Genomic DNA, 22,483 nt, shown 5'->3' with positions numbered 1-22,483 from the left:
TTTCACAAAATTTAAATAAACGTGAAACCCTTACCAATGACAACCAAAACCAGTGAAATTTAATTTTGCCCACCTATTTTCGCACAGTAAATTCAAACATTTTGATAGCCTCAAGTAGCTGAATTGCAGAACTCAAAGCTTCCTTGAAGAATTCATTTTTATGGAGAGGCTGATCGACAAAATCATCGGCTATGCAGCGGAGAGAGCCAAGTATAGGATTGAGATGATTTCGGAACTCCAAGGACATGTGAGTAAACTTATGATACTGGGTAATTACAGTGCTATTGATTCCTGCGGCTGACACTAATTGTGTTCGTAACTGTAGGTTAATAACGTCTTCTAAAATATCAATAGTATTCAAAACTCTGAGGACTGATATATAGGCTTCCTCAATTAATTCGTATTTATCTTGGGAATTATCAAATGTATTATCAACTAATAGGCTCAAGAAACCAATCATGGAGTTAAGGCGTGTCCGCAGTTCATAGGAGATGCGAATAAAGCTGAGATTGCGTTTGTTAGCAGCTTCAGCACGTTCGGTAAATTGCATAGAATATAGGTGTGAGTAGTAAGAACCTTTTTTCAAAAGTTCATCATGGGTTCCTACCTCTACTACACATCCATGCTCTAATACAGCAATTTGATCAGCTTTTTGGACTGTGGAAAGTCGGTGAGCAATGACTAGGGTGGTGCGATCGCGACTCAGGTCATCAATTGCAGCTTGTACCAAACGTTCAGAAACCGTATCTAAAGCACTGGTAGCTTCATCGAGAATCAAAATTTCTGGATTTTGTAGCAGTGCGCGAGCGATGGCGATTCTTTGTCTTTGTCCACCAGATAACATGACGCCGCGATCGCCAATTAAAGTATCCACTCCTTGCGGTAATTTGCTGATAAACTCATGAGCATTTGCTCGTTTGGCTGCTGTTAAAACTTCCTCTTCTGTAGCATCTGGTTTCCCATAAGCGATGTTATTTCGTACCGAGTCATTGAAGAGAAACGTATCTTGACTCACAATTCCCATTGCTTTTCGCAGGGATTTTAGCTCGAATTCACGTAAATCTGTCCCATCAATGTTAATTGAGCCGGCAATAGGATCATAAAATCTGGGTAAGAGATCTGCTAAGGTTGATTTACCAGCGCCAGAACCACCTACTAAAGCCAGAGTCGTCCCACGTGGTAAATATAAATTTACATCCTTCAGTACTAATTTTTCATTCCCTGGATAAGCAAAAGATATTTGATTGAAATGCACTCCCTGTGCTAATTTTTTATAAGGTAATTTACCTTTGACCATGAAAGGCTTATTATCTACCTCTAAAAATTCAGAAATAATATCCACGCTAGCAGATGCATTAGCATAGTTACTGCGAAGAGAATTGAACTGTGAAATAAACGGCAGTAGTCGCAATAGCACTAATATATATGTCAGAATAACTGTGGATAAAGAGCTAACCTGGACTGCAAAAAAGGTTCGTGCTAAGAAGACAATCAACATTAAAGTTGTAATGCCCGTTACTTCACTAATTGGTCCAATTGCCTCTGAATGAACCTGGGCTTTAAAATCTGCTACCTCACGATCACGAATTAGCTTTCTAATTTTTTGATATTCTCTGTCTTCATTTCCTGTGGCTTTGACTAAGCGAATCCCGCTGAGTGTTTCTAGGACAGTAATGGAATATGATGTAGAGAAATCGGACAGTTGTTTACCAAAATCTCTGGCGCGGGAAATAGCATACTGATTGATGAACGTCAAACAAGACAGCAAAATTGTTGTTGCAATTGTTAACTGCCAAGAAATTGATAGCAACAAACCAACAAAAACTAAAATTGTAATCGCCAGAATAACTAACTTGACTGCACTACCTATAGCAGTAGCAGCACGGGCAGTTTCTCCTCCCAGGCGGTTGATTAAATCGCCTACTTTCATTTTAGAATAATAATCAATGTCAATCTCTAGTAATAGATTGACTCCAGATTCACGGATGTCAGCAGTCAATTTTCGCGTTAAAATACTCGAAGCTAAGGTGCTAGAGTAGCTAGCTAAATTTTTGAAAAAAATTGTGAGTATAATTGCCACAGCCATCACCACTATGCGGTAGTTAGCTGGAAGATTATCAAACGGAAAAATGACTGCTTTGAGAATATGCGGCGCACCCGTCAAATCCACTGGTTGTCCTACGATTTTTAAAATCACCGGCACAATCAGAGTTGTGCCAACCCCATTAAATAAAGCCCCAGAAAATCCCAACACTATCGTCAAGATAATCCAGCCAGGATAGGGTTTAGCAAATCTTAGTAGTAGTAGTTTACTGGTAGACATTGGTGATGTGCATCACGATTTACTCATTGTTAACACAATTCTTGAATTTAGGGAAAAATTAGCGGAAACATATCATAACTTATGCAAATGTCATATTTTTTCATATTAAGGGAGATCGACAATTAAATATAAAACCTTGCTTCCATTGCTCTCCCCCAATACTGCGTAGGATTTGCAGGGGAGGCAGGGGAAGCAGGGGAGCAAAACTCTTCCCCTCCCCTGCCTCCATTTCTCCCCCTGCTCCAAGAGCTTGCCTCAACCAAGAAATTCCAAAACCTACGCAGTATTGGGACGGGGGCTGGGGGTTAGGTTTATCTGATATTTTTTAACGCCCACCTATTTAACAAGTAACCGTATTTAAATTCACATATTCTTTAATTTACAACCGAGCAATTACTGAGTTTAAGGATATTGCCATTGCTTTGATGCTATATTTTTCTATACATCTTTCTCTAGCCTGTCTGCCTCGTTCATTTGCGGCTTCTAAATCCTGAAAAATCAATTTAATTTGTGCCGCGATTTGTTTGGGAGAATTAGGATCAACCAAATAACCAGTGTCACTGATAATTTCTGGAATGTCTCCTACTCGTGTTGCTAAAACAGGCTTGGCCATTGACATACCATCAGTCAGCTTGATGGGAAACTGTGCCCTAGCTACAGGTGTATCGCGTTGAGGAACTACCACAACATGAGACGCCGCAACGATTTGAGGCATCTTTTCTACTGGCATTTGCGGTAGCTTAATAATCCATTTTCCCCAGCGTTCGATTAGCTGGTCATCGTAGTTATCATAGGGATTACCACCCACAATCACCAATCTGAAATCAGCCTCATTTAGCTCGTCAAGTGCCATTAAAACATCTTCAAGACCCTTGTGGGGTCGCGGGGCACCAGGAAACATGAGAATGCGATATTCAGCTAAACCATAAAGTTCTCGGCTGATTTTGGCATCGAATTTTTGGGGGTCAAACAATGAAGTATCTTTGCCATTGGGTATATAAGTACCACCAAACCGGTTGAGCAAAAATTGTGTGTCTGCTGTCACGGCGTCAGCCCGATTTATCGCTGATTCCATCCACTTTAAGTACAGTGGATGCTCTGGATTTCTTAAAGCACCATCTTTTTTAATAACATCTCTAGCTAGTTGTTTCCAACTGGGACGGTACTGAAATGAGTCGCCTCCATGCCAACTTAACTCCCAATCATCAATATCTATAATCAGCGGTCTATGATTAAAAATCTTGTTGATTAAAGCCACCCCGTAGCTTGTGAGTTTTGGTTTGACAGCACACACAATGTCACCATCAATTTCTTGTAATAGCTGTCTTGTAGAAGCAAAGAATTTTGGATAATTGCAACCTGGTAGACAGTAAATAGGTAGGTCAGATGGTGGTTCAGGATAAATATTCTTTCCAAATAAGAACCCCAAAATTTCTACTTCATAATTCAAGGTTTTAAATACCTGACCGAGCAAATAGGCTCGGTCAACTCCACCTTTAGAAAAATTAGGTGTGAGGATTGAAACCTTTAATTGTTTTTTTTGCCGATTCATAAGCGAAATTAGGCATGAGTCAATCAAGAGGAAAGTTGTTGTTTTGAAGTTGCGAGAATTTCCTTGTAAAGGTCGAGCATCTCTAAAGCAACAGTGTCCATTGTGCGTACTGGTCTAATACCTTTCCGCAGTTTGGCTAATAAATCCGCATCCTTTGCAAGAATAGCGATCGCCTCAGTCCATGCTTGGATATCGTTGGCTGGAACTAACCAACCATCAACCCCGTGACGAACTAACTCAGCAATTCCTCCCAAATTGGAGCCAAGTACGGGCTTACCAACAGCTTGGGCTTCAAGAACCACTAGAGGTCCTGTTTCTAAGCATTGCGATGGTACGGCAAGTATATCAAAACTCGCCAATGCCTCTGGGACAGCTTGACGTGACAGTGGTTCCGCAATGCGAATCCGGCGATCGCCAGCCGCTAGTGCTAAAACTTTTTCTCGATTCGCCGCACCGTATTTTCCCGAATGGGTAGCATGAAGGATTAATTCTACCGGCACATCAGCAGGTAGACGAGTTACTGCTGCGACTAAGACTTGCACTCCTTTGGTTTCTTGCCAGCGTCCCAAAAAACCAATTTTCAAAGTAGTATTTTGTGGTTTAGTGGATGCTAGTTCCTGTTGAAACTTGCTAGCAACACCCTGTCTGCAGAGGATCATTTTTTCTTCAGGAACACCGTTCAAGCGAAAAGCCTGATATTGCCAATTGCTGGGGATCACAATTCGGTCAGCTAGGTTTGCTAGTTGCATTAGCTGACGCCGATGTTCAGTTACTAGACTAGGAATCCCCAAGGTTTTACCGAGTTGGCGGACTCTGATACTTTTCGAGGTAAGTAATTTTGTCTCGGCTGCTATGCTCACAGTCAGTGGTAGTTTACTTAGTTGAGCGATCGCCCAAGACGGCACTCGCTCTGGAACACCCAGGCATTTACCACAGTTGGTAGTGTCAATCAACCCATTACAGGGTTCTTCGCCATATCGCATCATCGTACCACGCAGACATACAGGCTCTGCCATATGGATGGTGACTACAGTTGCCATACCTAACTGGCGAGCAATAGCAAGATGACGTAAACCACAATCAAATCGCCAGGAATGTTGATGGTAGATATCTGCTGGATGGTTTTTTAGCCAATTAGTAAAATAGTCAAAGCCTCCGTGGGGCAATTGTTTGTGTACCTGTATCTTAGTCGAGTTGGGAAAGACAGGATAACGATAGACTGGAATATTGTTATATTCGTAGGTGTCTTCCTCAGTGTCTTGTCGGGGAGCAGCAACTATGGCTTCTACTTCATATGCTCGCAAACCCTGCAATAAGGCATCTATATATACCTCAACGCCGCCTGATGTGTCTGGAAAATACCAGGTAGTTGTGTGGATTGATTTCATTTATGAACCCGCAAAGGAGGAGAACTTGTTTGACAAGCAAAACTCCACAACAAACTTAACCCTACATCTACCGTTTCAACTATCGTATTTTTACTTATAAATTTAGTTAAATTTCATATGAAACATTTGTAATTGCGTGGATTTGCTGTAATTCAGTCCAATACACTCGTCAGGGCACTACCGTGCCCATTGGTGTCAACCTGATATCATGTCCGGTTATATGACCGTAATAAAATATTCTGTAGAGACGTTACATGTAACGTCTCTACATTGCGGGTATTATGGGTAAGCTCCCGGACATTATATGAGTACGAAATATCGTTAGCGTAGCCGATTACGCATTACGCATTACGCATTACGCATTACGCATCACGAATTAGTAATTGTTCTTGACAAATGCTACCAATCTACTAATTGTAGGCGTCCCGTTTGAATATGATCAAATATGCGATTAATTTGGCGCCTTCCTGCATCACTGCTCTTACCATCAGCAAATACGGTAGAGGTTAGCAAAGTATGGTCTTGACGACTCATGCGTCCTGAAGAGATAATGCGATCTACAATCTTGCTAACAGCGATTTCTGATTGGCTATTGACAGTTTTGTGTGTGGATGTTTGGTAATTCATATTTCTCCTAGTAGATGCAAATTAATGCCAATATTTGCCCAATTGTTAATGCATAAAAGCCAGCCATTTCCAATTCAAAATTGGATTGAATTTGGCTACAAAGAGCAAATATTTTTGATGGCAGATGCGGAAATTTATTGAGACCCTGGAAATAAAATAGACTAAAATCAATCTAACTTTGTATTTACACTTCCTCCCAGAGGGATTTTACTGATAAGTCCACTTTTTTTTGACTAGTCGCCTGAATGAGTTCAGTAAAAATATGGATTGACAGAGAATTTTACGTGATGCCTCATCGTGATCATTAAAAAAATATCAATCACAATATCAATCCTTCATGTAATAGTGGCGACTGACATATGAAAAATTTAAGTATAATGGCGTAATTGTATCTAGGATAGACCTAACCTCCAACCCCTTCCCTGATACCGAGTCGCGAATCGTAGGTTGAAAATCCTCTTTTTTTGGTGTCGTTGCGGGGCGCAAGGCCTTGCGCCCCTACCCCCTGTCGTCCGCACATAGCGGATAAAATGGGTGTTACAGATTGTTAAGAATGATTTAGGATGGCTATATGCCAACCATCTACTTGTGAGGGAGAGAGGTAATGCAGGTCTTTCGTCTTGAAGCACTCTCAGACAACTACATATTTTTGCTGTACGATCGCACACAAAATATTGCGGCTGTTGTCGATCCGGCTGAGGCTGAACCAGTTTTAAAGCACACAGAAAAACTTAAAACTGAGTTGGTAGCGATTTTTAACACACACCACCATAACGACCATGTAGGTGGAAATCTGCAGCTAATACAAAAATTCCCTTCTCTGACAGTGTATGGAGGCGCCGAGGATCAAGGGAGAATTCCGGGACAGCAGGTGTTTCTTCAACAAGGCGATCGCGTCCAGTTTGGCGATCGCCTTGCTGATGTGTTCTTCGTTCCCGGACATACCCGCGCTCATATCGCTTATTACTTCCCTCCCGAAAAAGCTGGTGAAACAGGGGATTTATTCTGTGGCGATACCCTGTTTGCTGGCGGTTGCGGTCGCTTATTTGAAGGGACACCGACCCAAATGGTGGACTCTTTGAGTAAACTTCGCTCCTTACCCGATAATACCCATGTCTGGTGCGCCCACGAATATACGTTAAATAATTTACGATTTGCTTTGACTGTAGATGGTGATAACACTGATTTACAAAATCGCTACGATCAAGTCAAACTAGCCCGTAGTCAAGGAGAAGCTACTATTCCCTCCCTGTTGGGAGTAGAAAAGCAGACAAATCCATTTTTACGCTGGGAGCAGCCGTCATTACAATTAGCTGTCAACAGTAGCGATCCAGTCCAAACTTTTGCCCGTATCCGGGGATTGAAGGATAAATATTAGTCCGTTGTCAATTGTCAGTTGTCATTTGTCAGTTGTCATTTGTCATTTGTCAGTTGTCATTTGTCAGTGGTATAACTTACGCATCAGTAACAAAAAACCAATGGTTTGCTTTGAGCATAGGCTATAGGGCAGGAAAAATTAACCAATGCCCAATGCCCAATGACCAAAAAGCGAGACGCAAGCCCCTGGCTTTAGACATGGGGATAAGTCGGGTGCGGCTTTAGCCGCATTGAAAAGATATATAGTAGGATGACTTTATATAATCTTTACTTTGTTATTTGGCCCGAATCGGTATAATTACACAATGAACCAAAAATATAAATCAAATAACAAAGAATGTCTAATTATGGTTGCCAACAAGTTTTAATTAGTCCAGACAAAGAATTGAGAGCCATCTTAGAGTTTATCTGCGAACAATCAAACAAACTTGCTAATTGCGGAATATATTATTCTCGCCAGTTATTCTTTAAAACTGGCAAGATACCGAGCCAGTCTGAGTTACATCGTCTATTGAAGTCTAACGTGCATTTTCAAGCTCTTTATTCCCATGTTGCACAACAAACTTTAACAACTGTGTTTGAGTCGTTTCGGTCGTTTATTGGATTGGTTAAAGGCTTTAAAAATGGAACTGTCGAACAACGCCCAAAGCTACCTACTTACAAGAAAAATGCTCTCAAGTTAGTTACTTTCCCTCGTGCGGATGTCAAGTTAAAAAACGGGCAATTGCGCTTGACTCTAGGCAGTAAAGTTAAGGCGTGGTTTGGCATAGATGCATTCTATTTACCGATGCCCTCAAATTTAAGATATTCACTATTAAGGGAGATTCACATTCTACCTCGCAACGGATGTTTTTATGCTGAGTTTGTTTATTCAGTTGAGGAAATAAAAGTAGAATTAGACTTTCAAAAAGTGCTAGGCATAGACCCAGGACTAAACAATTGGCGGGAGCAACGCGAAAATGTTAGATCATCGCTTTTTGGAGCAGGGGGAGCAGGGGGAGCAGGGGGAGCAGGGGGAGTAAAGAGAGGATTTAGTAACCTTTGCTACTATAAATATTTCAAAACACACTTAAGTTCTTTCTCCTCCCCTGCCTCAAGAGCCTCAAGAGCCTCCCCTGCTTGCCCACCTCACAAAATCGCATTGCTCCCACAATTGGCTAACTTGTGTAAGCAACGCAAATACTAGCTTTATTGTGGACGGATTGCATTTAAAATCACTGAACCAGTGGTACAACAAACGGGTATCAGTTCTCAAAGAGAATCAACCACAGGGATTCTGGAGTAAACAGTTAGCTAGCATCACCGAGAAGCGCAATAGGCAAGTTAGGGATGCAGTAAACAAAGCCGCAAGAATTGTTATTAATCATTGCATAGAATTCCAGATTGGTAATGTAGTGTTTGGTTGGAACAAAGCACAGAAACAAGAGATTAATCTGGGTTCAAAAACTAATCAGAAGTTTGTCCAGATACCAACTGCAAGATTGAAAAACCGTATTGCCCAATTGTGTGAACAATACGGCATCAAATTTGTAGAAACAGAAGAATCCTATACTTACTCGGCTTCTTTTATTGATGGCGATTTTCTGCCTGTATTTGGTGACAAACCAGAAGGGTGGAAAGAGTCCGGTAAAAGAGTTTGTCGTGGTTTGTATCAGGCTTCTAGCGGCTTAAAAATTAATGCCGATGCTAATGGGGCTGCAAATATTTTAAGAAAAGTAGCGGTAAAGCTGGGATTTAATCTCAGTGGAATCAGTAGCGGCGCTTTGATATCGCCTTTGAAGATCCGTTTGTGGACTCTTCAAGAATCCCCCGGCTTATAGCCGTGGGGAGTATCAACGATAAATAGCCTCGCCGCGTAAGTTCTGAGTGGAACCAACGTCTACTGATATATTTGTGTTGCCTTAAGCATGTGGTAGGTAATGATCAACTGAGTCAGAGCGAGGGGGTAACTCTGGAGTGTCTCTCCCGTTGTGCCGGCGATTTTGCCTAATTCTGGGTTACTTTCGCGATCGCAGAAACTCTGTAAATGCGGCAAATCAGAACAGATAATATGCTCTAACTTGTTCACCTGCTCTAAGGTAGCATGACCATCCACTTCCAAGACATCTACGGGTTTACTCATATCCCGGTCTAGTCCGAGACGGATTGCTGACTGAGAATCGCCATTGGTAGATTTGATAATCGGCGTAAAATCTGGATGGGGAATTGTGGGACGCAGTACCAAACGGACATTTAAGTGTCCATTAGTTTCCTCTGACTCCCCTTCGGGAGGATAGAAACTCACAACCATATCTGACCATTGTCGCTGCGGTCTAATAAACTGCTCTGAGTCTGGTTCACGCTTTTCTAGTTCTGCCAGTACTTGTTCTGGCGTATAACCCCGTTTTAGTGTATCCCGTTTCACTTTCCACTGAGATCGTAGTGATTCAGGGGGTGCAAGATAAACTTTAACATCGTAGGCATCACGAACAGCGCGGGTAGAATAACCGAGTAATCCCTCAATAATTACGAATTTATTTGGTTTAATGTACTGCGGCGGCTCGAATGTGCCAGTTTTGTGGCTATAAACTGGCTTGAGAATTGACTGTCCTGTGCGTAGCAGCGAGAGGTGCTGCTGCATAATATCTAAATAATTGCAATCTGGGTGAAGGGCAGTAATCCCAATTTCCGCACGTTGTTGGCGATCGTAACGGTGGTAATCATCTGTACAGATCAGCGTGACATTCTCTGGTCCGAGTACCTGAGCAATCCCGCGAGTTAGTGTTGTTTTTCCAGCGGCACTGTCGCCGACAATACCCAGAATTATTGGACGGCTCATCCTATATACCCCCAATCAGAGTCAGTCTACTGATAAATGATCATCTTGATCATTTATTTTAGAAGAGAAGTTCACACAGAACTCAAGTAAGTAGTTTGTATGCAATATCTGCTATATAAAACCTAGACAAAGCTAGACTTTACTTTCTACTTCAACGGGAGCATGGGAGCGGTTATCCCTCAGTAGACTTACACGCTGTAGCCCAACGCGATCTTTCTAATGCTTAAGATTTTCCAAAAGACTATCACTATCAAAGCTTGGTTTTCGCGTCGGCAATAGTCTTATCCAATACTTAATATCTTGATACTATATATCAAGTATTTGATTTTTTCCAATAATAATTAATTATCTTGATTTTTCTCAATATTTGTCAACATAAGTATAACTTTGTCTATAAAATTGTCAGCTTAGGACTAGCTCTACACATATGCCGATGTTGCCTAAAATCGCTTCACTTCGGTTTTCCAGTTCAACGAAGAGGCTCTTTGCAGGGGGATCTTAGCGGGAGGAAATGACCCCTGACTCCTGCGGTTTGCGGAGCGGAACATGGGTCACAGTCCCCCACTTCTATTAAGTGGTTCTCGTACCCTGCGGGATTGGGCGCAACAGTTGGGGTCGAATCCCTTTCTGTTCCTTCTCCCGATCTTCGAGATCCCTGCTCCCTTGCCTTTTGTTCAATAGGATCTACTCTGGGGGCATATTAATAATCCTAGGGTGCGTGAGGCTGCGATAAGTATTGATTGTCCGCAGCTTACACCAGCAGTGGCATCACGCACCATTCTTTCAAAAATCAAACCGGATTCCTATATTAAGCTAATAAATAGAAAGTTAAAATTCTACTACCGGAAATTACCACTGGCTCACTACCTGTAACTAAATTATGTTTGATGCTTTATCTGACCGTTTAGAAGGCGCCTGGAAAAAACTGCGGGGACAGGATAAAATTTCCCAATCCAACATCCAAGATGCTTTGCGGGAAGTACGTCGTGCTTTGTTGGAAGCTGATGTCAATCTCCAGGTAGTCAAAGATTTTATTAGCGGCGTCGAAACTAAGGCACAGGGAGCCGAAGTCCTCTCTGGTGTGCGACCTGACCAACAGTTTATCAAAATTGTTTACGATGAACTAGTGCAGGTAATGGGGGAAGAAAATGTTCCCCTAAAAGAAGTGGCTGGACAAACCACTGTTGTGCTGATGGCGGGGTTGCAGGGTACCGGTAAAACTACAGCTAGCGCTAAATTAGCTCTACATCTGCGGAAATTAAACCGCAGCTGTTTGTTGGTAGCCACAGACGTATATCGCCCAGCAGCTATTGATCAGCTGATAACACTAGGTAAGCAAATTGACGTACCTGTCTTTGAGCTAGGAAGCGACGCTAACCCCGTAGAAATCGCCCGGCAAGGTGTAGAACGGGCTAAGGCTGAGGGTGTTAATACAGTAATTATTGATACTGCTGGTCGGCTACAAATTGACGAAGACATGATGGCGGAACTCGCCCGCATCAAAGAAACAATTCAACCCCACGAAACTCTGTTAGTCGTGGACTCGATGACTGGTCAAGAGGCGGCAAATCTGACGCGCACCTTCCACGACCAAATTGGGATTACAGGGGCAATTCTGACGAAAATGGATGGTGATAGCCGTGGTGGGGCGGCGCTATCGGTACGCCAAATTTCTGGCGCACCAATTAAGTTTGTCGGGGTCGGCGAGAAAGTCGAAGCACTACAACCGTTTTATCCTGACCGGATGGCGTCGCGAATTCTCGGTATGGGCGATGTCTTGACCTTGGTAGAAAAAGCCCAGGAAGAGTTTGACCTCGCAGACGCTGAGAAAATGCAGGAGAAAATCCTGTCAGCAAAGTTTGATTTTACAGATTTTGTCAAACAGCTGCGCCTATTGAAAAACATGGGTTCTCTGGGCGGGATTATCAAAATGATCCCAGGGATGAACAAGCTCTCAGATGACCAACTCAAGCAGGGAGAAACCCAGCTTAAGCGCTGTGAAGCGATGATTAATTCCATGACCGTCCAGGAACGGCGCGATCCAGATTTGTTAGCCAGTTCTCCCAGTCGGCGACGGCGGATAGCTGCGGGAGCTGGCTATAAAGAGCCAGATGTCAGTAAACTAGTAGCTGATTTCCAAAAAATGCGATCGCTCATGCAGCAAATGGGTCAAGGTCGTATGCCAGCAGGTATGCCAGGAATGTTTGGCGGTGGTATGAGCAACCCCTTTGCAGGCGCTGGTAATCGTCCCCCAGCCCCAGGATGGCGAGGTTACACAGGCGGCGCCGGCACACAAAAGAAAAAGAAGGATAAAAAGAAAAAAGGGTTTGGAAATCTTTAGTCAAGGGTCAAGGGTCAAGGGTCAAGGGTCAAGGGTCAACCAACAGCCTTTTTATCAACTCTGGACATTGGACATTTGACTCTGGACATTGGACATTTGACTCTTGACATTGGACATTTGACTCTTGACATTGGACATTTGACTCTTGACATTGGACAACTGACTCATGGCAGTTAATGCTATGCAAGTGCTAAAATTAGCATTTCAGTCCCACAAGAGAATGATTCCTTAACCATGATCAAACTGCGCTTGAAGCGATACGGTAAAAAGCGGGAAGCAAGTTATCGCATTATTGCTATAAATAGCCTATCTCGCCGTGACGGTCGTCCCCTAGAAGAGCTTGGATTCTACAACCCTAGAACTGATGAAGTGCGATTGGATGTTCCTGGAATCGTTAAGCGACTGCAACAAGGCGCTCAACCCACTGACACCGTACGTCGCATCCTAGTAAAAGCCAATGTTTTTGAACAGGTCAGTGCAACAGCCGCATCATAATAGTCTCAGCACAAAATCTTCTACAGCCAATCCCAACTACGATGGGTTGGTCAGGTTTTTGGTGCAGCCGTTTTTAGAATCTCCCCAGTCTTTAAGTGTCGATTGTGAAATTTCACAGACCCTCCAGCGGGCTTGGATTCGCATAGCCTTTGACAGCACAGATAAAGGCAAAGTGTTTGGTCGGGGAGGACGCAATATTCAGGCGATTCGGACGGTAATTGCCGCAGCTGCAGAGGCTGCTGGACAATCGGTATACCTGGACATTTATGGTAGTACTACCCCTGGTCGGGAAGGTATGTCTTTAGATGAAGACCAGGAAGAGCGATTACCGCCACCAAAATCAAGAGAAAGAAGTGGAAACGGACCTCGACCTATTGCTAAACCCCGCTCTCGCTCGGTTTAAACTCAAAAGCAAGTCTGAGCGGAGGTAACTCCAACCGCTCAGATATTTTGGTATATTGACATACTCTCACCCCTGGAAGGATACTGAGTCGCGAATGGTGGGTTTAACCCCTCATAGTACGGGAAAATTAGGGTTTTTGGCGTTGTCCGATGATCTTCTGGAGCGCAAGGCCTTGCGCCCCTATCCACAATCGTCCTCACATAGGCCATATAATGGGTCTTACCCCCTATTCGCTAGCGGTATCATCAAGGAGTGGGGTTTTACGCTCGCATAATAAAGAAATAATATGGTAGATGCCTGGAAAATTCAGCTGCCGAATATTACCAGTGCGATCGCTCTAGCTGGAGATGGGGAAGAAAATCTGAAAATCTTATCCCAGCAAACAGGAGCTACCTTGGTGCTACGCGGTCAGGAATTACACATTTATGGTAGCGACAATCAAGTTGAAATAGCGTCGCGATTAGTGCGATCGCTAGAAGACATCTGGATTAAAGGTAATACTATTTCCAGTGCCGACATTTTAACAGCTCGTCAAGCCTTAGATACCCATCGAGAGGGGGAACTCCAAGAGTTACAGCGAGATGTTTTGGCTAGAACTCGTCGGGGTGAGGAAATTCGCGCCAAAACTTTTCGCCAGCGACAGTACATCGATGCACTCCGCAGGCGTGATCTCACTTTCTGTACTGGACCTGCTGGGACTGGTAAGACTTTCCTCGCTGTGGTCGTCGCTGTTCAAGCACTGTTAGCTAACCAGTTTGAAAAACTGATTTTAACCCGTCCGGCTGTGGAAGCAGGGGAAAAACTTGGCTTTTTACCAGGAGACTTACAGCAAAAAGTTAATCCTTATCTCCGTCCTCTTTACGATGCGATCAATGAATTTATCGACCCTGAAAAAGTTCCTAATTTGATAGAACGCGGTGTAATAGAAGTTGCACCCCTGGCTTATATGCGGGGACGCACCCTGAATAATGCTTTTGTTATTGTTGATGAAGCTCAAAATACTACACCAGCTCAAATCAAAATGGTTTTGACTCGTTTAGGCTTCCGTTCGCGGATGGTGATTACGGGTGACATGACACAAACAGATCTCCCAGTAAATCAACAATCAGGTTTAGGTGTGGCTTTACAAATCTTAAAAAATGTTGAAGGTATTGCTTTTTGTGAATTTTCTCAAAAAGATGTCGTGCGTCATCCTTTAGTTCAGCGCATTGTCGCTGCTTACGAAAAATACGAAAGCTAGAACCAGACTGTCCAAGAGAAATTCATGTTTGGTTGTGGGATTTTCCCGTCATGGACTGACTTGAAAATAAGACCCACCCCTAACCCCTCCACCAAGAGATGGAGGGGAATAAGAAGTTTTTTTCATGTGTCCTAGTGTACGCCGGGAATGACGGCTACTTAGGGGAATGACATATCACCAGACATCGCCGAAAACTTTACAGGACAATTTCTTCACGTTGACAATCAAAAATCACCTCGAAAGAAGTGTTCGGTATCTCTTGGCGCAGATGACGCAAATAACCATCCGCATCAGAACGACTGCGGAAACGAGCGACAATCTCCCTTTCCGCATTGGGAAGGGAGCGGGTGATGGCCCAACCATTAAGACGCTTTTTGTAAGCGGCTGTTTGAATTGGTGCGGTGGGATTAGACTCAATATTTTGTGGCATGATCTAGGTTATCCATAGGGAGTTGAGTAAAGAGCTTTAGCAAGTCTTTTGGTGGGGATGCACTAACGCCTCTTCTACCTTGATGCAACCTTATTAATACATTATTTTGATATTGTCAATACTTAGTCTTAAGTTGTAGCTTTAGTTCATTTGTTATCTTCAGTAAACTATGAGCCTGGGAGACTTGACAAAAGGTATAGGATTGACAATTTAGCACGTAGCACTTGAATATATATTGTGCCCTTTTTCTTAATTGACAAGTACAAAAATGTACCATAACACTAAACCTGGAGCGATTGCAAATATTGCCCCTATGCGATTAGTCTTGACCTACTGAAGTAGATTTAGTATAAGTGGTGAATAAATTGATACTGTTCTATTTGTAAACAAGCTAAAATCTTTAAGTTTAAAACTATACTTGAGCCAAATGAAGACACCATTTCTCATATCAATCATTGAAAAAGTCGCAGCACAAATCGGAGCGGTGGTTGTAGTTGATCCGGAATGTAAATCTGTGGGATATATCTCTTTTAAAAATGGCAACCATAGTTTTTTTAGTTTTACTAAATTTAATATTAATGGCTTCGGTTCTGCAGGTATAGCCAAAGATAAAGCTTGTTCTAGCTTTTTTCTCAAGAAATTTGGATATAAAGTTCCTGATGGAAAAACATTTTTTAATGATAAATTATGCCGAAAAATCCAGACATTAAGAAATATAGATGAGGGATTTTTATATGCTAAAGAACTCGGATTTCCTGTAATTGTCAAACCATTGAATCTCAGTCAAGGCAAATTAGTTGCCAAGGTTTACAATAGGCAAGAATACTACCAAGTTGCCAAGAAAATCTTGCGAATCAACTTAGGATTTATCGTCGAAAGATTCCATATTGGCAACGATTATCGGGTTTTGGTGCTAGATCAAGAAGTCATAGCAGCCTATCAAAGGATACCCTTGTTTATCGTGGGGGATGATCAATCTACTATTTTAGAACTTTTGCACCAGAAACAAAGAACCATGATCAAAAACGGTCGAAAAATGTTCGATATTGAAGATTTTAGAATTAAAAAAAAATTGCAAAGACAGAAGCTTACGTTTGATAGTGTTATTCCCCAAGATAATATTGTCTATCTTTTAGATAATGCCAATTTATCGAGTGGAGGCGAAGCTATAGATGTTAGCGAAACTATCCATCCTGATTTCCAAAAATTAGCAATTCAGATTACCAAAGATATGGGGCTAAGATTAGCTGGTGTAGATATTATTACCAGTGATATAACAAAGCCAATGATCAACTATACTATCATTGAAGTAAATAGCGCTCCTGGTTTATCTAACTACGCCGCAATTGGTGAACTTCAAACTCAAAGAGTAGAAAATATATATCTGAAACTTCTCCAAGCGCTGGAAAATCAGCAAGATGGGAAATTGTACTGAGATCATGTAATTTAGTGTTGGTTTATACGATTTTATTGTTGTATAATGGTTATACTCGTTTTTAGGTTCTACCTGGGAATTACGAAGTGGCTTTGCCACTTCTTTTTGTGAGTATGGTAATTCATCACAGCAGAACTCAAAATTGACACTCTCAGGTCTGATGATCTTTCGGGGCGCAAGGCCTTGCGCCCCTACCCACAATGGTCCTCAGATAGCGAAGATTTAAATTTAAAAGCTTTATCTAAGAGAAATAAAGCCAAGCAAGACGAAAACGGTAAATATTTACCCAACGGACAATCAGCCAAAACAGGATTAAATAAATCCTGGAACGATGCGGCGTTTGGACAATTTTTCACAATCCTAGAATACATAGCTGAAAAAGCACCGGATGTGGACAATAGCGGTAAAACCTGCATATACATCTCAATTGCTTGCGTATCGTGATGAATTTATCTTCACTGATTGCAACATTCGTAATTACTGGGACGAAAAAGAATCGCTTTTGGTTGATAGGGATATTAATGCAGCTATCAATATAAAGCGCGTTGGGCTGGGACTGTTCCCAACAATAAAACGCCGTAAAGGGAATCCGGTAGTGGATGGTTCTACTACTAATAGTACCTCGCAGGAAGTTCTGGCAAAAGAGCGAAATGTACCAGAAGCCTACACCGTATTTGGTACTCCAAATCGGTGTAGGTAGTTCACTTAGTCATTCAGCACATCTTGCCATTTATCTATTCGATTCTCCTTGATTTCTGTGTCACGCGATCGCGGTTGTTGCCAAGTCCTCCAACACACGGCTGTCTGTCTTTCCAAATGGTTGATAAACTGCATAATTGCTTGATCTGCCTTGATGGGAGTTTTCAAATCAAACTGAATCGTCTGCAAAATCTTTGTATCACCCTTGAAAAAATATTTACCTGCGATATGAGCCAGTTTGAGCAAAATTCGATTGTATAACCCACCAAAAATACCTTTACGTTTCTTAATAATCAACAGAATTTGACCTTCTGTTTTTCCTCCTTCGAGGAGACGTAGGGTCAACATAATGTGTAAATGCAAGAAATCAGGGCCAATTGTCACCGTCCCAGTACTACCGTACCAATAGCAAACACTATAGGTTACAGGCTTTTTGTAGAAGCGACGGAAGAGTTTAACGAAAAATAAACCTTCATTACTCCGTGTAGTGTTGCTGAAGATAATAGCATTCTGATTAATTTCCTCTTTTTCAAATAAAAATTCTAATGGTAGTTTGTGAACTGTATTGAAGTGTTGAACATCAATCGGATTAATCATGACCACATTAGGGTGACAATTCACCACAAAATCGGATACCAAAGCATAATCACATTCCTGTTTTTCTAATTCGGGAACAAATGGGAGGGGTTGTAGTGGATATTCCCCAGTCCAGACCCAAATTATTCCATACTTTTCAGCAGTAGGCCAAGTGTTTAGTTTCATGGGAAGCGGCTCATCCAAACAGGGGATATTCACGCAGAAACCGTCGCCATCAAATTTCCATTTGTGGAAAAAACAGCGTAGTCCATTACCCTCAACCTGACCTTCTGCAAGGTGAGCGCCCATATGTGGACAGTAGGCGTCAAAAGTGACTAATCTACGGTCTTGCGCGCGATAAATAACTAATTCTCTCCCCAATAAAGTGACAGGTTTTACTTCACCAACTTGTAGAGAATGAGAAGGTATTGCCCAATACCAACCCTCAATAAAACGCTCTAGGTTATTGAAGGTTTTCGGCTTACGGTTTGAGTTAGCAGTCTGTGAGTTAACATTCATTTTTGTGGTTTAAATTGCAGTCAACAGCCTGTATGTGAGATTTCACAAATCATATAGGACTGATATATATATAGTTCCTATTTACCAGGCATAAAAATGTAATGACAGTTACTCTATCTATTTCCTAACACCAGGAATTTGCAACCTGCATTCACTTTTTTTCATGGTCATCCCATTTTCGATACCATAATTTGTAATTGGGAATTATGAAATCCTTGCTTTCAAGGTGTTTGAGAAAGTTATGCGTAGAAATTTAAAATAACGGGTGTCAGTTTTGCTGCACAAATTTCGGTAAAATATATTTTAGGTTTGGTAAAGAAAAAGGAACTACCTCTTACCTCTTGCCTGCCTTCACGATTAATTTGACAACTTATTTAGTAGGATGGCGATAGTTGACTGTTTTCTCGCCGGATCATTTTACCGTTGTCAAAGTAAAGTCTTCTGAAAAAAAATCATGATTTAGCAAAAATAACAAATTTGTTGCAAATGTTTACATGATTTCCAATTTTATATTGCAGTTTGTAAATATTTTGTGTAAGCCGTAGGAATATTCCTTTAGACTGAATCTCAATTGGAAAAGATCGGGATAAACGCAAATGCATTCGCTAAATATTTTTTGTCACGGGTTTGTAGTTGCTGTTTCCTTTGTCGCTTGTATCGTCGGTCTGTTGTTACTGTGGGACTGCAAAGAGCAAGCAGAAGATAGAGAAGAAACAGAGCGGATTCTGTTGAGAATGAGCTTTTCTTACTGGCTAGTTTACTGCGTTGCATATGGAATGGAGAAAATAGCGTTACCCAACTGGGAACCGCTACTAATGACTTTAAAAATAACTACTGCTTTGTCATATTTTTTAACTTTTTCTTGCATTCTGAGTCTTCCACTACACAGATTCGCCGTACACCATGTAGAGGAATAGTTAAACGATTAACAGTTAACAATTAACAGATAACAGTTAACTGTTATCAGTTTGGTTACTTGGTAAAACACCAGACTAAAATGATTAAGTTCTCATGGCGATCGCAATTGCATCTGTGAGTTGTTCCTGTTCCAAAATGGTCACGATAAACACTTCTTGCACTGTCTTACCATGTCGGGCGATGACTTTATAACCCCCCAGAATGGGTACAGACACACGCAGTTGCATTTTGGGACAATGACCTTTAGCCCGTCCAATCACCCCTGGTGTAACGGTTTGAATGCCATGCTGCTGACAGAGACGCTCTAAAATTGGGATGAGACCGGAAATGTGGGTTGAGTGATTCCAAACTAGCCTACCATCCGTGGGTTTACCCATGATAATTAAGCCGCCTCTAAAGGAGCCATTGTCAACCCAGCTCGACGCAGTTGCTGGTGATATAGTTCCGCTGTTTCTTGGGGACCCACCCAGACGATCGCTTGACCTTCATAGTGTATCTGATTGGTCAGATCCCAAGCGCGATCGCTTGTCATCCCCGGAATATACTTCATTAAACACTCAGCCACATGTTGAAATGTATTAAAATCATCATTCAAAACAATCACTTTGTAATTTGGATAAGGCGTGCGAGTAACCTGATTAGACAGTGTAGGAGCAACAGTTGGTGCTGTGGCCATCCCGTAAACAGCTGCTAAAAATTTCGTAACCATAAAACAGTTAGCCAACAGGGTTTTACAACACTACAAATAACTAGTTTAGTCTATAGTCTAAACTCAGGAGTCCGGCTTTGGGTTTTTTAATTTTGCAAATTTTATTGACAAAAATGTAAATTTGTGGATTAAATAGGAATTACGCATGAGTTACGAAAAATCAAGGGTTTGGATTGGGTATGGGGCATAGAGACCGAAAAATTAACCAATGCCCAATGCCCAATGCTCGATATCCACGAATAGCCTCGCCGCGTAAGTCCTGTTAGAGTCAACAGTTAAGGGTTGGTTAATATTTTGACTTTGGACTCTTGAACTTTGACTTTTGACTATGTAGCAGTAATTTCATAAAACCGGCGCCGATACATAATCCCGCAGCGTGGGACCAGTAGGCTATGCTGGGTTGATTTACACCCACAGGGGGAATGTTTAAACTGCCAATACCATAAAATAATTGTTGTATAAACCACCACAAGAGATAGAAAGAAGCTGGTAATTCCATAGGGATATACACTAACACTAAGGGTAAAACTGAATAAATTTTGGCTTGGGGAAATTTGACGATGTATGCGCCTAAAATAGATGCGATCGCCCCGTTTGCTCCAATTAACGGTACGGGTAAACTCGGTTCTGCTAGAATTTGGACTATCTCTGTCAGCACCCCAGTAGCCAAGTAAAATCCTAAATAGCGTTTATATCCGAGGACATTTTCTAAGGTCTTACCAAAAACCCACAAAAATATCATATTCCCTAATATTTGACTAAAACTACCGTGTAGAAACATCCCAAAAACTAGTGAAAGCGAACGCCAAAACACAACTATCCAAGCTGCTGGGTTGAAGAAGATTGCATTTGTAATTGCTGCACTAATTTGTGCTGGAATCACACCCCAATCATTGACAAAATAGCCCAATTTATCACTAAGTTCTAGTTGGATTTGCCATAAGAAAATAGCAAGATTAATACCAATAAGCCAATTAGTAATTATTGGTTGATTGCGAATACGCATTTTATCACTAATAGGAATCATAAGCAGGGTAAATGCATCTATTTTTGTATTTAAAACACAGATTATTTGACTAAGATATGTATGAGTTAGGACTTACACAGCGGAGTAGGATGAGTAAGGAGTAATGAGTAATGAGTAATAAGTAATAAGTAATAAGTAATAAGTAATGAGTAATGAGTAATGAGTAATAAGTAATAAGTAATGAGTAATGAGTAATGAGTAATAAGTAATAAGTAATAAGTAATAAGTAATAAGTAATAAGTAATAAGTAATAAGTAATAAGTAATGAGTGGATTATTTTTTATTTTTCTTTCAACTTGTTGATTGAAGTTGTTAATATCCTAATAATTCTTTCATGACTCCTTACTCCTTACTCCTTACTCATTACTCCTTACTCATTACTCATTACTCCTTACTCATTACTCATTACTCATGACTCCTTACTCCTTACTCCTTACTCCTTACTCCTTACTCCTTACTCCTTACTCCTTACTCCTTACTCATTACTCCTTACTCATTACTCATTACTCCTTACTCCTTACTCCTTACTCATTACTCATTACTCCTTACATTCAAACCCAGCATAACACCAAGAATTTTGATTTCGCGTCCATCTGTGTATACTGCTGCGTTCCTGTGCGTTAAATTCTTCTGACTCCCAAGCTATTCCAAACCTCCTCATCTACCTGCTTACCCTCACCCTGGTCAATATTTTGAAATAACACCGTGAACCCACCAGCACCTAACCTATCTTGGGGAAATAGGCGATAACAAGGAATATTTGTTAAATGGGACTGATATTCCTGTAAATGACTAATTTGCACCGCTTGAAAATAGGGAAAGCGTGCCAAAAACCATTCACAAACCTGCTCATTCTCTTCTGGTGAATAGGCGCAAGTCATATAGGCAAGATAGCCTTGTGGTGCAACAATTTGCGCCGAATTAGCAATAATTCGTTTTTGGCGATTGGCACATTTATTAATATTGGTTGGGTGAAAACATCCAGGTGCTTTTTCGCTCTTAGCGAGCAAAGATTGCCCAGTACAAGGAGCATCTACTATAACTAAATTACAAGACAACGGAAGCATTTCGGCAAAAATACTAGAATCTTTATTAACTACAAAACTAGGACGAATCCCACAACGTTTTAAATTAGAAAATAACATCCCTAAACGTTTACCAATTACCTCATTACTGATAATTAACTCAGGTTGTAAAGCTGTCCAAGCAAAAATACTCTTTCCTCCTGGTGCGCCACACATATCAAAAACTAAGCGCATCGATTCAGGAATTGTTAACAAAGTAGACGCCGCAAATACCGAAGAAAAATCTAAACAATAGAAATATCCCTGTTCATGTAAAGGATGTTTACCTGGTTTTTCTCCCAGGTATAAACGGTCTACAAATTTTGGTTGCCAAGAAATTGGTATTTCTACTGGAAATGGTGAAATATCAGGCTTTGGTTGACACCAAAGAATACAAGGATTAAAAGGACGGGGATTAATTAACGCCTCGATAAATTGTTGTTGATTATCAGGGTTTTCAAACAAACGGCGTGAGAGTTTAACTAATAAGTTTGAAGGTGCTTCCATATGAATAGTAAAACTGTTATAGAGGAACAATGCAG

Annotated in this window: 22 protein-coding genes and 1 pseudogene; 12 read left to right on the top strand and 11 right to left on the bottom strand. The window is 41.3% G+C overall.

The annotated features are described in order from the left end of the window. Positions 1 to 73 precede the first annotated feature (73 nt). From HEQ19_10115 to HEQ19_10100, 4 genes are all read right to left on the bottom strand, one after another. Positions 74 to 2,323 carry an ABC transporter ATP-binding protein gene (locus tag HEQ19_10115; protein WYL99822.1) on the bottom strand — a complete coding sequence of 750 codons (2,250 nt, stop codon included), beginning with the start codon at positions 2,321 to 2,323 and terminating at the stop codon, positions 74 to 76. A gap of 379 nt (positions 2,324 to 2,702) precedes the next feature. Further along, complete coding sequence (locus tag HEQ19_10110; protein ID WYL99821.1) at positions 2,703 to 3,875, bottom strand: glycosyltransferase family 4 protein; 1,173 nt, start codon at positions 3,873 to 3,875, stop codon at positions 2,703 to 2,705. A gap of 23 nt (positions 3,876 to 3,898) precedes the next feature. After that, positions 3,899 to 5,263, bottom strand: coding sequence for a glycosyltransferase (locus tag HEQ19_10105; protein WYL99820.1), 1,365 nt, complete (start codon positions 5,261 to 5,263; stop codon positions 3,899 to 3,901). Between the two features lie 399 nt (positions 5,264 to 5,662). Further along, positions 5,663 to 5,890, bottom strand: a complete 228-nt coding sequence (locus HEQ19_10100) for a hypothetical protein (protein ID WYL99819.1) — start codon at positions 5,888 to 5,890, stop codon at positions 5,663 to 5,665. Positions 5,891 to 6,494: 604 nt separating this feature from the next. Between HEQ19_10100 and gloB the strand changes: the two genes are divergently transcribed. The 4 genes and pseudogenes from gloB to HEQ19_10080 all read left to right on the top strand — a co-directional run bounded on the left by gloB (position 6,495) and on the right by HEQ19_10080 (position 9,087). Further along, positions 6,495 to 7,268 carry a hydroxyacylglutathione hydrolase gene (gloB, locus tag HEQ19_10095; GenBank protein WYL99818.1) on the top strand — a complete coding sequence of 258 codons (774 nt, stop codon included), beginning with the start codon at positions 6,495 to 6,497 and terminating at the stop codon, positions 7,266 to 7,268. Positions 7,269 to 7,279: 11 nt separating this feature from the next. Further along, positions 7,280 to 7,492, top strand: a complete 213-nt coding sequence (locus HEQ19_10090) for a hypothetical protein (GenBank protein ID WYL99817.1) — start codon at positions 7,280 to 7,282, stop codon at positions 7,490 to 7,492. Between the two features lie 298 nt (positions 7,493 to 7,790). Next, positions 7,791 to 8,453: a hypothetical protein gene (locus HEQ19_30840; protein ID WZI67165.1), complete on the top strand. Its 663-nt coding sequence runs from the start codon at positions 7,791 to 7,793 to the stop codon at positions 8,451 to 8,453. Then, positions 8,416 to 9,087: pseudogene (locus HEQ19_10080) on the top strand (transposase). The gene HEQ19_30840 and the pseudogene HEQ19_10080 overlap by 38 nt, the downstream one beginning before the upstream one ends. A 59-nt stretch (positions 9,088 to 9,146) precedes the next feature. On the opposite strand, the gene HEQ19_10075 reads toward HEQ19_10080, so the two are convergent. Further along, positions 9,147 to 10,085, bottom strand: coding sequence for a phosphoribulokinase (locus HEQ19_10075; protein WYL99816.1), 939 nt, complete (start codon positions 10,083 to 10,085; stop codon positions 9,147 to 9,149). Positions 10,086 to 10,965: 880 nt separating this feature from the next. Between HEQ19_10075 and ffh the strand changes: the two genes are divergently transcribed. From ffh to HEQ19_10055, 4 genes are all read left to right on the top strand, one after another. Further along, positions 10,966 to 12,426 carry a signal recognition particle protein gene (gene ffh, locus HEQ19_10070; protein ID WYL99815.1) on the top strand — a complete coding sequence of 487 codons (1,461 nt, stop codon included), beginning with the start codon at positions 10,966 to 10,968 and terminating at the stop codon, positions 12,424 to 12,426. Positions 12,427 to 12,660: 234 nt separating this feature from the next. After that, entirely contained in the window at positions 12,661 to 12,921 is a 261-nt protein-coding gene (rpsP, locus tag HEQ19_10065) for a 30S ribosomal protein S16 (protein WYL99814.1), read from the top strand. Continuing rightward, on the top strand, positions 12,884 to 13,324 hold the full coding sequence (locus HEQ19_10060) for a KH domain-containing protein (GenBank protein WYL99813.1): 441 nt from the start codon (positions 12,884 to 12,886) through the stop codon (positions 13,322 to 13,324). The genes rpsP and HEQ19_10060 overlap by 38 nt, the downstream gene beginning before the upstream one ends. Positions 13,325 to 13,610: 286 nt before the next feature. Next, complete coding sequence (locus tag HEQ19_10055; GenBank protein ID WYL99812.1) at positions 13,611 to 14,564, top strand: PhoH family protein; 954 nt, start codon at positions 13,611 to 13,613, stop codon at positions 14,562 to 14,564. Between the two features lie 196 nt (positions 14,565 to 14,760). Here HEQ19_10055 and HEQ19_10050 read toward each other — a convergent pair whose 3' ends face one another. Beyond that, on the bottom strand, positions 14,761 to 14,994 hold the full coding sequence (locus tag HEQ19_10050; GenBank protein ID WYL99811.1) for a hypothetical protein: 234 nt from the start codon (positions 14,992 to 14,994) through the stop codon (positions 14,761 to 14,763). Between the two features lie 427 nt (positions 14,995 to 15,421). On the opposite strand from HEQ19_10050, the gene HEQ19_10045 reads away from it, so the two are divergent. The 3 genes from HEQ19_10045 (at position 15,422) to HEQ19_30830 (ending at position 17,129) form a co-directional block, all read left to right on the top strand. Then, on the top strand, positions 15,422 to 16,429 hold the full coding sequence (locus HEQ19_10045; protein ID WYL99810.1) for a cyanophycin synthetase: 1,008 nt from the start codon (positions 15,422 to 15,424) through the stop codon (positions 16,427 to 16,429). A 183-nt stretch (positions 16,430 to 16,612) separates the two neighbouring features. Next, positions 16,613 to 16,873, top strand: a complete 261-nt coding sequence (locus tag HEQ19_30835; GenBank protein WZI67164.1) for a hypothetical protein — start codon at positions 16,613 to 16,615, stop codon at positions 16,871 to 16,873. Beyond that, positions 16,818 to 17,129: a hypothetical protein gene (locus tag HEQ19_30830; protein ID WZI67163.1), complete on the top strand. Its 312-nt coding sequence runs from the start codon at positions 16,818 to 16,820 to the stop codon at positions 17,127 to 17,129. The genes HEQ19_30835 and HEQ19_30830 overlap by 56 nt, the downstream gene beginning before the upstream one ends. A gap of 5 nt (positions 17,130 to 17,134) precedes the next feature. Here HEQ19_30830 and HEQ19_10035 read toward each other — a convergent pair whose 3' ends face one another. Beyond that, complete coding sequence (locus tag HEQ19_10035; protein WYL99809.1) at positions 17,135 to 18,223, bottom strand: aromatic ring-hydroxylating dioxygenase subunit alpha; 1,089 nt, start codon at positions 18,221 to 18,223, stop codon at positions 17,135 to 17,137. A 596-nt stretch (positions 18,224 to 18,819) separates the two neighbouring features. On the opposite strand from HEQ19_10035, the gene HEQ19_10030 reads away from it, so the two are divergent. Continuing rightward, on the top strand, positions 18,820 to 19,140 hold the full coding sequence (locus tag HEQ19_10030; protein ID WYL99808.1) for a hypothetical protein: 321 nt from the start codon (positions 18,820 to 18,822) through the stop codon (positions 19,138 to 19,140). 84 nt (positions 19,141 to 19,224) lie between these two features. On the opposite strand, the gene HEQ19_10025 is transcribed toward HEQ19_10030, so the two are convergent. The 4 genes from HEQ19_10025 to HEQ19_10010 form a co-directional block, all read right to left on the bottom strand. Next, positions 19,225 to 19,518: a DUF2103 domain-containing protein gene (locus HEQ19_10025; GenBank protein ID WYL99807.1), complete on the bottom strand. Its 294-nt coding sequence runs from the start codon at positions 19,516 to 19,518 to the stop codon at positions 19,225 to 19,227. A 5-nt stretch (positions 19,519 to 19,523) separates the two neighbouring features. Then, a complete protein-coding gene (gene clpS / locus HEQ19_10020) occupies positions 19,524 to 19,850 on the bottom strand; it encodes an ATP-dependent Clp protease adapter ClpS (GenBank protein ID WYL99806.1) in 327 nt (108 codons plus the stop codon). A gap of 286 nt (positions 19,851 to 20,136) precedes the next feature. Continuing rightward, positions 20,137 to 20,877 carry a rhomboid family intramembrane serine protease gene (locus tag HEQ19_10015; protein ID WYL99805.1) on the bottom strand — a complete coding sequence of 247 codons (741 nt, stop codon included), beginning with the start codon at positions 20,875 to 20,877 and terminating at the stop codon, positions 20,137 to 20,139. A 620-nt stretch (positions 20,878 to 21,497) separates the two neighbouring features. Beyond that, the gene (locus HEQ19_10010; protein WYM03337.1) at positions 21,498 to 22,448 is read right to left on the bottom strand and encodes an RsmB/NOP family class I SAM-dependent RNA methyltransferase; all 951 of its coding nucleotides are present in this window, start codon (positions 22,446 to 22,448) and stop codon (positions 21,498 to 21,500) included. Positions 22,449 to 22,483 lie beyond the last annotated feature (35 nt).

It is taken from the genome of Gloeotrichia echinulata CP02 (genome assembly GCA_038087035.1).
Taxonomy (GTDB): Bacteria; Cyanobacteriota; Cyanobacteriia; order Cyanobacteriales; family Nostocaceae; genus Gloeotrichia; species Gloeotrichia echinulata.
The sequence above is the reverse complement of the archived record's forward strand: the minus strand, read 5'-3'. Positions and strand labels throughout refer to the sequence as shown.